Source organism: Hyphomicrobiales bacterium (assembly GCA_002869065.1).
Classification (GTDB): Bacteria; Pseudomonadota; Alphaproteobacteria; order Rhizobiales; family Rhodobiaceae; genus Rhodobium.
The window spans coordinates 761,302-773,539 of the sequence record PKTR01000002.1 but is presented as its reverse complement, the minus strand read 5'-3'; the positions used below and the strand labels follow the sequence as shown (position 1 = coordinate 773,539).

At 62.5% G+C, this 12,238-nt stretch carries 10 protein-coding genes; 5 read left to right on the top strand and 5 right to left on the bottom strand.

Going from position 1 to position 12,238, the window contains the following annotated elements; translation table 11 throughout:
* Positions 1–309 (bottom strand): hypothetical protein, encoded by a 309-nt coding sequence (locus C0606_07355; protein PLX38051.1) that lies wholly within the window; start codon positions 307–309, stop codon positions 1–3.
* Between the two features lie 168 nt (positions 310–477).
* Here C0606_07355 and C0606_07350 point away from each other — a divergent pair, with 168 nt between their 5' ends.
* Entirely contained in the window at positions 478–741 is a 264-nt protein-coding gene (locus C0606_07350) for a hypothetical protein (GenBank protein PLX38050.1), read from the top strand.
* 737 nt (positions 742–1,478) lie between these two features.
* Here C0606_07350 and C0606_07345 read toward each other — a convergent pair.
* The 4 genes from C0606_07345 to C0606_07330 all read right to left on the bottom strand — a co-directional run bounded on the left by C0606_07345 (position 1,479) and on the right by C0606_07330 (position 7,193).
* Positions 1,479–3,920 carry a hypothetical protein gene (locus C0606_07345; protein PLX38049.1) on the bottom strand — a complete coding sequence of 814 codons (2,442 nt, stop codon included), beginning with the start codon at positions 3,918–3,920 and terminating at the stop codon, positions 1,479–1,481.
* Between the two features lie 117 nt (positions 3,921–4,037).
* Positions 4,038–4,622 (bottom strand): orotate phosphoribosyltransferase, encoded by a 585-nt coding sequence (locus C0606_07340; protein PLX38048.1) that lies wholly within the window; start codon positions 4,620–4,622, stop codon positions 4,038–4,040.
* A gap of 55 nt (positions 4,623–4,677) precedes the next feature.
* Positions 4,678–6,255: a 2-polyprenylphenol 6-hydroxylase gene (gene ubiB, locus C0606_07335; protein ID PLX38047.1), complete on the bottom strand. Its 1,578-nt coding sequence runs from the start codon at positions 6,253–6,255 to the stop codon at positions 4,678–4,680.
* Positions 6,256–6,380: 125 nt separating this feature from the next.
* Entirely contained in the window at positions 6,381–7,193 is an 813-nt protein-coding gene (locus C0606_07330) for a bifunctional demethylmenaquinone methyltransferase/2-methoxy-6-polyprenyl-1,4-benzoquinol methylase UbiE (protein ID PLX38046.1), read from the bottom strand.
* A gap of 172 nt (positions 7,194–7,365) precedes the next feature.
* Between C0606_07330 and C0606_07325 the strand changes: the two genes are divergently transcribed.
* From C0606_07325 to C0606_07310, 4 genes are all read left to right on the top strand, one after another.
* Positions 7,366–8,349, top strand: a complete 984-nt coding sequence (locus C0606_07325; GenBank protein ID PLX38733.1) for a bifunctional DNA-formamidopyrimidine glycosylase/DNA-(apurinic or apyrimidinic site) lyase — start codon at positions 7,366–7,368, stop codon at positions 8,347–8,349.
* 109 nt (positions 8,350–8,458) lie between these two features.
* Positions 8,459–9,232 (top strand): enoyl-CoA hydratase, encoded by a 774-nt coding sequence (locus tag C0606_07320; protein PLX38045.1) that lies wholly within the window; start codon positions 8,459–8,461, stop codon positions 9,230–9,232.
* Positions 9,233–9,526: 294 nt separating this feature from the next.
* On the top strand, positions 9,527–9,793 hold the full coding sequence (locus C0606_07315; protein PLX38044.1) for a 30S ribosomal protein S20: 267 nt from the start codon (positions 9,527–9,529) through the stop codon (positions 9,791–9,793).
* A gap of 974 nt (positions 9,794–10,767) precedes the next feature.
* Positions 10,768–12,222 (top strand): chromosomal replication initiator protein DnaA, encoded by a 1,455-nt coding sequence (locus C0606_07310; GenBank protein PLX38043.1) that lies wholly within the window; start codon positions 10,768–10,770, stop codon positions 12,220–12,222.
* Positions 12,223–12,238 lie beyond the last annotated feature (16 nt).

Below are 12,238 nucleotides of genomic sequence, written 5' to 3'. Positions count from 1 at the left end.
CTAGCTCGGCTTTCCCTTTGTTGCTTGGATCACGTCCGTAATGCTGGGTGGTGCAATGTCTTGGCCATCCGTCCCTGGGACCGGTCGGAACAAGGCCTGAAGGACGAAAGGCCGCTCTTCCTCGGTAACCTTCCCCTCGCTCGTGAGGAACAGGTACGTATCGAGCATCACCCGGCGATGCTCAGCATCATCCATCATGGCCAATGACCGCAGGCAAAGACGGAAAAGGACACGAACAAGCCAGAATATCGCGATCAGCGGAACCGAAACGAAAGCGAGCCGTCCCGCTTCCAGCAGGAATGAGGTCACGCTGTTTTCTCCTGCTGAAGAGACCGGCGTTGCCCCCACATTGAGAGCGGCACTGAACTGGCTTATGTAACTGAGTATGCTGCTTGGATAGAGCGCTAGAATGCCAACAATCGATGTGAGAATTGCGACAGCAAGAAAGCCGAACACCCAGAATCCAGCACGAGCCCAATGCGCGCGGTCTCTCCAAAGAGTGCGTGTCTTTTCAAGATTGATGGATTCTTTGATTTCATTTCTGTAGTTATCGATCGAAGATTTGCTTTCCTCTTTAAACTGATCGATTTCGCCAAGCGTTTCTTTAAGGTAAGTTTCATTCTTTTCAAAAAGAACATCAATTCTACTGGGGAATTGACTGACAAGAGCCTCCGTCTTGGCGACTCGCTCTTCGAGTTTATTTTGCTCATTATTTGTAGAAGACATTATTTCTTTAAGTAAGGCTTCATTTTCGGTAAGTTTAATCGTGCCTTTATTGAAAAGTTCTTCAAGTTTCTGATTGTAAATTGCGAGTCTTTCAGATTCATTTTTTGATATACTATCTATCCGACGCTTCAAAGAAACATGTATCTCTCTCTTGATAAAACCCTTCAGAACAGGCGATGTAAATTTATCTATATCTATTTCGATTTGATAGCCAAAAAAGAGATGAATAAGCGCGCCAAGGAGTTCGCTGCAATCGTGTTTCAGTAATGTAGCTACATCATCATTTTTCTCAAGGTAGGCGGATATAACGGTGTTGCGACTATTGTTATGACTTATATTTGAAAATATATTTTTGATTTTATTTCGTAAGTGGGTCAAAAAAATATCAGATTTGCCTAGATTTTTTGAATCAAGCTCAAACAATAGATTGTTGTAATTTTCAGTGTATCGCGATCTTATTACGATCAATTCATCTTCACTTGTTACCGTCGTAATTCTATCTAGAATATCATTGACGGCGTTCCAAGTATTATCGGAGGGATCAATTGGATTTGGTATGTGATACATATCGAAGTCGTCCAGCGCTTGACGGATGCAAGGATATCAAGGGTGAGAATAACAATGCCTGAGACGTGAGCGAGCATGCAAACAATTATGCCTTGTAGGGATGTGGCGTGCAGCAAGCGCTATCCCGACATCTTCCCCGACGGTGGGCGCATCAACCTGACCCTGCGGCGCGTAACGAAACCGGATCAGGCAACCGGCTTGTCGTCCGAACCGCCCTTGGCATAGGCGCGGCGGGCTTCGGCGAAGGCGAGAAGGCGGGCTTCGACCCGGCCGTTGACGCTGTCGGCGGGAAACGCCCCGTCGTCACCGCGTTCGCCGGCATTAAGCCCGGTCAGGAGCGCGATGCCTTGATCCGCGGTGGCGATGGGGTAGACCGCGAATTTGCCCGCGCGGCAGGCCTCGACCACATCCTCGCGCAGCATCAGATGTTTGGCGTTCGCCGCCGGAATCATCACGCCCTGGCTGCCGGTCAGCCCGCGTGCCGAACAGATGTCGAAGAAGCCCTCGATCTTTTCGTTGACCCCGCCGATCGCCTGAATGCGGCCGTTCTGGTCGATCGATCCGGTGACGGCGATGTCCTGACGCAGCGGCGCGTCGGCGAGCGCCGACAACAGGCTGAACAGCTCGGCGGCCGACGCCGAATCGCCCTCGACGCCGCCATAGGACTGCTCGAACACCAGCGTCGCGGCGAGCGACATCGGCACGTCCGGCGCGTAGCGCGCCGCGAGGAACCCGGACAGGATCAGCACGCCCTTCGAATGCAGCGGCCCGCCGAGCTCCACCTCGCGCTCGATGTCGATCACCTTGCCGGCGCCCATGCGCACCCGCGCCGAAATCCGCGACGGCTGGCCGAACGAGAAATTGCCGATGCCGATGACCGACAGGCCGTTGACCTGGCCGGTCTCCGCGCCCTCGGTCGCGACCCTGATTGTGTCGCGCAGGATCTCCTCGTGCAGCCGTTCGCGCACCCGGTCGAGACGGCGGATCTGTTCGGCAATCGCGCGGCGCACATGATCGTCTTTGATCGTGTCGTCGCCCGCCTGCCGCGCCCAGTAATCCGCCTCGCGCAACAGATCTGCAATCGGCCCGATCCGCAGCGACAGCCGTTCCTGATCGGCTACCATGCGCGCCGCGCGCTCGATCACGGCGGCGACGGCTTCCGCGGTAAGCGGCAGCAGCTCTTCATCATGGGCAATCGAGGCGATCAGCCGCCCGTAGGTTTCCGGCGGGCCGTCTTCCCAGCTGAACCTGTCCTCGAAATCGGCGGCGACCTTGAACAGCTCGGAGAAGTCCGGATCGAGCTCGGCGAGCAGGTAATAGGTCCGCCGCTCGCCGAAGACGACGACCTTGACCTCGAGCGGGATCGGGTCGGGTTCGAGCGTTACCGCCGTCACCGTATAGGCGGTCTGCAGCGGCGATTCGATGGCGATCGCTTCAGAGCGCAGGCAGCGCTTCAGCGTCTGCCACACGAAGGGTTCGCCGAGCAGCCGTTCGGCGTCGACCATCAGGATGCCGCCGTTTGCCCGGTGCAGCGAGCCCGCCTTGATCAGCGTGAAGTCGGTCAGCATCGCGCCCATATGCGGCACGTGCTCGATGCGCCCGATCAGGTGGCCGAGATCGGGGAAATCCTCGTAGATCACCGGATCGCCGCCGATTTTCGGATCGTGGCTGACGATGACATTGACCTTGTAGCGGTTGACGGCGGGGTCGATCAGCACCGGCAGGCCGTTTTCGTCGGTCCCGTCGAGATCGCTTTCCTCCGCCGACTGCACGAACAGCCCGGCATTGTCGATCAGATCCTCACGCACCGCCTCGATATAGGCCTTGGCGCTTTCCAGATCGCCGAACGCCGCGATGAGGTCGTTCATCGCCCGCTTCACCGCGATCTCGGCGAGCTGGCGATTGAGGTCGCGGATCTTCTCGCGCCGCTCCTTGTCGAGCCGCGGCACATTCTCGACCGCCTCGGCCAGTTCCTCGCCGAGCGCCTTGATGCGCCGCTGATAGTCCTGGCGTTCCTCGAGCGGCAGCTTGTCGAACACCTGCGGCTCGATCGGATTGCCGTTCTTCATCGGCACGATGCCGAAGCCGGTTTCGGTGCGTAACAGGCCGAGCCCTTCCTTCTCCGCCTTCTGCGCAATCGCCTGGAAGGCCGCGTCATGCGATTCCTTGAACTGGACGTCGATGGCCTTGCGCCGGTTCTGGTAGTCCTCGCTCTCGAACACAGCCGGCATGCCGGATTTCAGCCCGTCGACCAGCGCCCGCATGGCTTCCGCCAGCTCCGGCCCGCGCCCGGCCGGCAGCTTCAGCGCGCGCGGTTTGTGCGGTTCGCGGAAATTGTGGACGTAGACCCAGTCGTCGGGCGCCTGTTCCTTCTCCGCCGCCTGTTCGAGGAATTGGCGAACCGCGTTGTGCCGGCCCGACCCCGGCTCGCCGAGCACGAAGATGTTGTAGCCCTTGGCGGTCAGCCCGAGGCCGAAGGTCAGCGCATCGAGCGCGCGGTCCTGCCCGACCAACCCGTCGATGCGCTCGACATCGGCAGTGGTCGCGAACCCGAGCGACGCGGGATCGCAGCGCCGGCGCAGGCGTTCAGGGGGAAGGGGTTGGGGAGAGAGCGGCGAGACGGTCACGGCAGACCTCCATGGCTTGGAGCCGATGGTGGCCGCTTCGCCCCCGCGTCGTCAAGCGACGAGCCTGCGGCAGAGGGTCTGGCGGCAGGGGTATCGCTTAAGTTTCCGAGGGGAGGGTCAGTCCTTGAATTCGCTCGCCTTGAAGACCGCGTGCAGGGTGATGCCTTCAGGAGTCAGGTTGGCCTCGGCACCTTCCTCGCGGTCGACGATGGTGACGATGTCGGCGACCGTTCCGCCGGCCGCGCGCACCACCTCGACGGCCTGCAGCGCCGAGCCGCCCGTCGTCGTCACGTCCTCGACGATGACGACCTTCTTGCCTTCGAGCGTCTCGCCGGCGGCAAGGCCCTCGATCTGGCGCTGGGCGCCGTGGCCCTTGGCTTCCTTGCGCACGAAGAACACCTCGATCGGCGCGCCGGCAATGGCGCTGACCGGGGCGATCGACGACACGATCGGCACCGCGCCCATGGCGAGCCCGCCGACATAGTCGGCGTCGAGCGGCGCGATGATGTCGGCCATGGCGAGCGCGACCTGGACTGCGCCGTTCGGGTCGAGCATGGTCGGCTTCATGTCGAAATAGAAGGTGCTGGCCCGGCCCGAGGCGAGCGTCACATTGGTGCCTTGCGAGAACGAGCGCGCCTTGATGATCGCTTTCAGCGCCGCGCGGTCGAGTGCGGGAAGAATTTTCGCGTTGGTGTCGGTCATGCCCTCAAATCCCCCAATCGTTCTCGATTTTTCCTGTGACGGGAGCCACGGCCCCTCAATACATGGCGAACGCCATCGCGGCCATGGAGATTGCGATAATCCACAGCGCAATGCGGCCCGAACGCGTGTGGCGGGCTTCCGCCTTGCCGATCGCTTCCGCAGTTGCCGCGTCGAAGCGGAACCCGTCGCGGCCCATGCGGGCGAGATCGGCGGAGATCCGCTCCGCCCGTTCCGCCAGCATCGGCAGGTCGCGCACGATCCGCCCGACCGCGCCGACGCCGCCGGCGGTGTCGCGCAGCATGGCGGCTGGGCCGAGATGGCCTTCGATCCACTCGCGCACCACCGGCTCGGAGGTGTGCCACATGTCGAGTTCGGGATCGAGCGTGCGCCCGACGCCCTCGACCACGACCATGGTCTTCTGCAGCAGGATCAGCTCCGGCCGCGTTTCCATGTCGAACAGCTCGGTGTTCTCGAACAGCTGCGTCAAAAGCCGCGCCATGGAGATTTCCGAGGCCGTGTGGCCGTGGATCGGCTCGCCGATGGCGCGAAGCGACTGCGCGAAAGTGTCGATATCTTGATGCGGCGGCACGTAGCCGGCCTCGAAATGCACCTCCGACACGCGCCGGTAGTCGCGGCGGATGAAGCCGAACAGGATTTCCGCCAGGAACCGCCGCTCGTCGGGCTTCAGTCGGCCCATGATGCCGAGATCGACCGCGACCAGCGTGCCGTCTTCCTCGACGAACAGGTTGCCCGGATGCATGTCGGCATGGAAGAAGCCGTCGCGCATGGCGTGGCGCAGGAACGACTGGATGACATTGGCGCCGAGCTTCGGCAGATCGAAGCCGGCTTTTTCCAGCGCCTCGAAATCGTTCAGCTTGATGCCGTCGATCCATTCGAGCGTCAGCACGTTGCGCCCGATCCGCGTCCAATCGACGCCGGGAACGCGGAAACCCGGATCGTTCGCGGTGTTCTCGGCCATTTCCGACAGCGCGGCGGCCTCGAGCCTGAGATCCATTTCGAGCGCCACCGAGCGCGCCAGCGTATCGACGACGGCGACCGGGCGCAGCCGGCGCGATGGTTCGTGGAACCGCTCGATGAGACGCGCGGCGAGATAGTAGCTTTCGAGATCCTGCGCGAAGCGGCGGCGTACGCCGGGACGTAGCACCTTCACCGCGAAGGCGCGTTCCTCGCCGTTCTCGTCAATGATCGTCGCCTTGTGCACCTGCGCGATGGAGGCGGCCGCAATCGCCGGACCGAAACTCGTGAACAGCTCGGCGACCGGCTTGCCGAAGGCATCGCGCACGACGCCCTTCGCCTCGTCATTGGGAAACGCCGGCAGGCTGTCCTGCAGCCGCGACAGGGTGCGCGCCACATCCTTGCCGACCACGTCGGCGCGGGTTGCGAGAAACTGGCCGAGCTTGATGTAGGAGGGCCCGAGCCGCGCGAAGGCTTCCGACAGCCGCTGGCCCTTGTCGGCGGCAACGCCGCGCCGCTCGAACAGCTTCAGGATTTTCAACAGGAACTGCTGGTTCGGCGGCAGCTCCGGCGGCGCCAGCAGTCCCGGCAGCCCTTCGCGCAGGAACACGAAGCCCGCGCGCATCAGGCGGAAGAAGGGGGTAATTCCAAGGCCCATTGCTATGTGCCCCCGTTATCCGCCTCGCGGCGGGGTGCACATGGCGTCACTCGCAGGACGGTCGCTGTTTCTGGTTTTCGCATGATCTGTTCGAAAAACCGGTGCCCACTTTTTCGGATCATGCGCTACAGCTTCCAGCCCGAATGCATGGCGACCGCGCCGCCGGCAAGATTGCGGTAGCTGACGCGCGAGAAACCCGCGTCGCGGATCATCTTGGCGAAACGTTCCTGCTTCGGGAAGGTGCGGATCGACTCGACCAGATAGCGGTAGGGTTCGGCGTCGCCGGCAAACACCCGCCCCATCGCCGGGATCAGGTTGAACGAATAGACGTCATAGACCTTGTCGAGCATGGGCAGGTCGACGGACGAAAATTCGAGGCACATGAAACGCCCGCCCGGCTTCAGGATCCGGAAGGCTTCCGACAGCGCCGACTCGATCTTCGGCACGTTGCGGATGCCGAACGCGATCGTATAGGCGTCGTAGCGGTTGCTCGAAAACGGCAGGCTTTCGGCATTGCCCTGCACGAAATCGACCTCGTCGCCAAGGCCGCGCTGTTCGGCGCGTTCGCGCCCCACGGTGAGCATCGCGTTGTTGATGTCGGCGACCGTCACCTTGGCATGATGCTCGGAGCGCTCGACGATGCGGAATGCGATGTCGCCGGTGCCGCCGGCCACGTCGAGCACCTCGAACGGCCGCCGGCCGGTCTTCGGCGGCGCCAGCCAGGACACGAAGGCGTCCTTCCAAACCCGGTGCATGCCGCCCGACATAACGTCGTTCATCAGATCGTAGCGTCGCGCGACGGTGTGGAACACATCGTCGACCAGCGGCTGCTTTTCGCCCGGCGCCACCGACCGGAAGCCGAAAACGGTTTCGTTGCCGCCCGGCCGCTTCGGCGCGGTGTCGGCAGCGGATTTCTCGGGTGCGAGTGTGTCGTCCATGGTGGCTATCCAAGATAAAGGCGTTATCTCCCGCACCGGGTCCGGCGCGAGCGCGGCGACCATAGCCGATGCGGGCCGGCAGCGCTATCGTTGCCGGCAACATCATATACAGGGCTGTCGGGCGGCGTATTGACGCCTCCGCTCACGCTCAATGTTCACGAAGGATGCTGTCGTGCCCGAATTGCCCGAAGTCGAAACCGTGCGCCGCGGCCTGCAGCCGGTGATGGAAGGCGCGCGCTTTGCACATGTCGAACAGCGCCGCGCCGATCTGCGCTTTCCCTTCCCCGAACGCTTTGCCGAGCGGCTCACCGGCGCACGCGTCGAGGCGCTGACAAGGCGGGCGAAATATCTGCTTGCCGATCTCGATACCGGCGAGGTGCTGATCATGCATCTCGGTATGTCCGGCTCGTTCCGCATTCTGCCGGCGCAGGATCCGAAAGGTTTTTCGGACCCGGAGCCAGGAGCGCGACTGCGCGACCGGCCGGAAGGCCGCCCCCGCGGAGCCGTCGAACGACGTGAGACTGGCGCGAGCGACATGATGCCCGAAGGCGACTTCTACTATGCGCGCTCCAAGGCCGAGGCGCATGACCATGTCGTCTTCACCTTCGAGAACGGCGATCGCGTCATCTATAATGATCCGCGCCGCTTCGGTTTCATGATCCTGTGCGCCCGCGCCGACCTTCCTGCTCATCCCTTTTTCCGCGACCTCGGCATCGAGCCGCTCGGCAACGAGCTCGACGGCGCCTTTCTTGCCGCCCGCCTTGCGGCCAAGCGCACGCCGCTGAAGGCAGCCCTTCTTGACCAGAAGACGCTCGCCGGTCTCGGCAATATCTATGTCTGCGAGGCGCTGTGGCGGTCGGGCCTTAGCCCCCGACGTGTCGCGGCGACGCTGGCGACCAAAGCCGGCGGGCCGACGGCGAGGAGCGAACGGCTCGCAACCGCCATCCGCGACGTGCTCACCGACGCGGTCGCCGCCGGCGGCTCGTCGCTGCGCGACTACGTCCACACCGACGGTTCGCTCGGCTATTTCCAGCACAGCTTTTCCGTTTACGACCGAGAGGGCGAGCCGTGCCGCAAGGACGGCTGCGGCGGCACGGTCACGCGCACCGTGCAGTCCGGCCGCTCGACCTTTTTCTGCCCGAAATGCCAGAGGTAAGGACTCTCCCCGTTGCCAGCGGCGCGCCAGTCGGATAGCGGTTAGGCCAACCGCCCGGACCAACGGGGTGGATACGCAGGGCGGAAGAACGACGCGATCAGGAGTGAACATGGCCTACGAAAACATTTTGGTTGAAACCCGCGGCAAGGTGGGCGTCGTCACGCTCAATCGCCCGAAGGCGCTCAATGCGCTGAATTCGGAGCTGATCGCGGAACTCAACCGCGCGCTCGATCATTTCGAGGAAGACGACAAGATCGGCTGCATCGTGCTGACCGGGTCGCAGAAGGCGTTCGCCGCCGGTGCCGACATCAAGGAAATGTCGACGCTGACCTATATCGACGCCTACAAGAATGACTTCATCACCACCTGGGACCGTGTCGCGCGCAACAGGAAGCCGATCATCGCCGCGGTCGCCGGCTATGCGCTCGGCGGCGGCTGCGAGCTCGCCATGATGTGCGACTTCATCCTGGCTGCCGATAACGCCAAGTTCGGCCAACCCGAGATCACGCTCGGTGTCATGCCCGGTGCCGGCGGCACCCAGCGCCTGACCCGCCTCGTCGGCAAGTCGAAGGCGATGGAGATGAATCTCACCGGCCGCCTGATGGACGCCGAGGAAGCCGAGCGCGCCGGGCTCGTCAGCCGTATCATCCCGCTCGACGATCTCGTCGACGAGGCCATCAAGGTCGCCACCAAGATCGCCGAGTTCTCGCTGCCGAGCGTCATGATGACCAAGGAATCGGTCAATCGCGCCTACGAAATGACGCTGGCCGAAGGGGTGCGCTTCGAGCGCCGCCTGTTCCACGCCATGTTCTCGACCGAGGACCAGAAAGAAGGCATGGCTGCCTTCGTTGAAAAGCGCTCGCCGCAGTTCAACAATCGCTGAACCGGGACGGATCGCGGTACAAAGGCCGGCTGCGGGGCTCGAACCCGCAGCCAATGGCTCCGAAAACCGGCAGGGCTGACCGGTTGGAAAGGCCGGTTAGGCGGCGCTATTTCGGGGCGCTCCGGCACTTTTGCGCGGAAAGTGCCAAGCTTTTCGCCCATTGCCGTTGACGCTCGCGGTTCGGCGGATTATAAGCCGCCCAACGGTGGCGTTGGCAGACGCCGCCTCTTTTGTGTGCTCGGCGCCTGCTGGCGCCGAATTTGGTTTCGAACGCATCGCACGGGATAAAGAACAATGGCCAACACCTCTTCGGCCAAGAAGATGACGCGCAAGATCGAGCGCCGCACCCAGATCAACAAGACCCGCCGCAGCCGCATGCGCGGTTTCGTCCGCAAGGTCGAGGAGGCGCTGGCCGCCGGCGACAAGGAAGCGGCGAACGCCGCGCTCCGCGCTGCCGAGCCGGAAATCATGCGCGCCGCCAACAAGGGCGTCCTGCACAAGAACACCGCCTCGCGGAAGATCTCGCGCCTCGCCGGTCGTGTCGGTCGCCTCGGCGCCTGACACCCTCCTTCGCGACATCGCTGAATCGAGCAAAAGCCTGGCCATTTGGCCGGGCTTTATTTGTTTCCCGGCAAAATAATGTGATGTTCTGCTGGCTAACGGACACAATGTCAGGGCCGCCTGCAGGGTGACAGCTCCATGTCAGAAAAATCGCTTTGTTAACAAACCGTTAATGGCATGTCGGAAGTGCGGGTCCTGGAATCGATGAAGGTGACCCATAGTCAAGTCCCTGCGCGAAAAATTTTTTTGGCGTTTTTTTCGGGCTCGTTTCCGCGTCCCCTCGGGCGTCGAAAATGTTGAGTCCGAAGCGCTTATTGGAACCGGCGTGCCGGGCATCCCCCGATGCCGTACGGACTGCGACCACTTTGCCAAAGAAGACCGGTTGCGGTGCTCCAAGGCTCCGTCTATCGTCCATCTCGTCAGGGGGCGCTGACTTGAGGCGACTGAAAAGGTCAAGGTTTTGGGGCTGCTGAATGGGGTGTAGTTTCGTATAGTTGGAATTTTGAAAAGTATACGAGCACATTCATCGAGTAGAATTTCCTTTCCCTTACCCATGTCGAGAGCGTTCTTCATGGGCACCTGTCAAAATCTAGTGCCGGCTTGAACTCCGAGCGGGCATTTGTCACCGCGAATAGCATTCGCGGCGAGACGATTGCGTCGTCTCAGACACCAAAACGGAAACATACGGCTCCAAAGCGGAGCTGACTTCGCGGGTGGTGGATTCCGCCGCCGCGAGGAGAGTTGTGCCCGCCTCCCGGGGGCATGTCATGGTGGGGCCACCGTGACGCAATCCGGAGGCATCGGGGTGATCTCCGATGAGGAATTTAAGGGCCATACGGGCGCTGGCGGCTTGGATGAATTGGCCAGATGCATGTTGGGCCTTGGGGCGAGCGAAAACGGAGGACGGATCGACGATGAGCGCGGCGGCTCAAATTGGACGAGAAATGACGGCACAGGACAAAGGGGCATCGGTGATGACGGACAAATCGGGTTCGGACGGCAAGAATTCGTGGGACAAGGTCCGTCGTCGTTTGCGTGCCGAACTCGGTGAAGAAGTCTTCTCGAGCTGGTTCGCTCGTGTCGATGTCGAGGCGTGCGACAAGGGCAGCGTTCACCTCTCGGTCCCGACCCGGTTTCTCAAGCAGTGGATTCAATCGCACTATCGCGACCGGCTGATCGACCTGTGGCAGCAGGAGCACCCGGAAGTCCGCCGCGTCGAACTCTCGGTGCGTGGCGCATTGCGTCCGCGCCCGGCCAACGTCAATTCGCCGACGCAGAATGCGAACGCCGACAAGGCGGCTCCGGCCGCTGCGCCGGCCGGTCGTGCCAGTCCCGCGGCCCCGGCCGCACAGCCGTCCGCGACCGGCCGCGAGAGCGGTCTGAACGGCTCGCCGCTCGATCCGCGCCTTACTTTCGACAATTTCGTCGAGGGCATGTCGAACAATCTGGCGCTCGCCGCCGCCAAACAGGTCGCCGCTTCCCACAATAACGGCCCGCTTGCCTTCAATCCGCTGTTCCTTCATGCCTCCGTCGGCCTCGGCAAGACTCACCTCCTGCAGGCCATCGCCTGGTCGGCCCTGCAGGGCGCGCCGGAGCGTCGGGTGCTCTATCTGACCGCCGAGCAGTTCGTCTATCGCTTCGTCGCCTCGCTGCGCGACCAGTCGGCGATCGACTTCAAGGAAATGCTGCGCGGCATCGACCTTCTGCTGATCGACGACATGCAGTTCCTGCAGGGTCGCCACGTGCAGCAGGAGTTCTGCCACACCCTCAATGCGCTCATCGACGGCGCCCGTCAGGTGGTTGTCGCCGCCGACCGCGCGCCGTTCGAACTCGAGGCGGTCGACGAGCGGGTGCGCTCGCGCCTCGGCGGCGGCCTGCTCATCCAGATCAACGCGCCGGACTTCCAGACCCGCCGCGCCATCCTCGACCAGCGTATCGCGCTGGCCCGCCGCTCGGCGCCGGACTTCACCGTTCCCGACGAGGTGCTCGACTATGTCGCCCGCCACGTCACCGCGAACGCCCGCGATCTCGACGGCGCGGTCAATCGCATGATCGCCCATAACCAGCTTACCGGTGCCGCCGTCAGCATGGAAATGGCCGAGGCCGCGCTGCGCGATCTGACCCGGGCGCGCGAAAGCCGCCGGGTGCGCATCGAGGACATCCAGCGCGTCGTCTCCAAGCACTACAATGTCAGCCGTTCCGATCTGGTCTCGGAGCGCCGCACGCGGACCATCGTCCGCCCCCGGCAGGTGGCGATGTATCTCGCCAAGACCATGACGCCGCGCTCGCTGCCCGAGATCGGGCGCCATTTCGGCGGTCGCGATCACACCACGGTGCTGCATGCCGTGCGCAAGATCGAGGAACTGTGCCGCAACGACACCGGGCTGGCGCAGGAGATCGACCTGATCCGCCGTCTGCTCGACCTGTAGAGGTCGCGGCAGCCAG

Coding starts and splice junctions, on each gene's coding strand:
- C0606_07350 (PLX38050.1), top strand. CDS start 478: ATGCGCGCGGTCTCTCCAAAGAGTGCGTGTCTTTTCAAGATTGATGGA.
- C0606_07340 (PLX38048.1), bottom strand. CDS start 4,622: ATGACCGACACCAACGCGAAAATTCTTCCCGCACTCGACCGCGCGGCG.
- ubiB (PLX38047.1), bottom strand. CDS start 6,255: ATGGGCCTTGGAATTACCCCCTTCTTCCGCCTGATGCGCGCGGGCTTC.
- C0606_07330 (PLX38046.1), bottom strand. CDS start 7,193: ATGGACGACACACTCGCACCCGAGAAATCCGCTGCCGACACCGCGCCG.
- C0606_07320 (PLX38045.1), top strand. CDS start 8,459: ATGGCCTACGAAAACATTTTGGTTGAAACCCGCGGCAAGGTGGGCGTC.
- C0606_07315 (PLX38044.1), top strand. CDS start 9,527: ATGGCCAACACCTCTTCGGCCAAGAAGATGACGCGCAAGATCGAGCGC.
- C0606_07310 (PLX38043.1), top strand. CDS start 10,768: ATGACGGACAAATCGGGTTCGGACGGCAAGAATTCGTGGGACAAGGTC.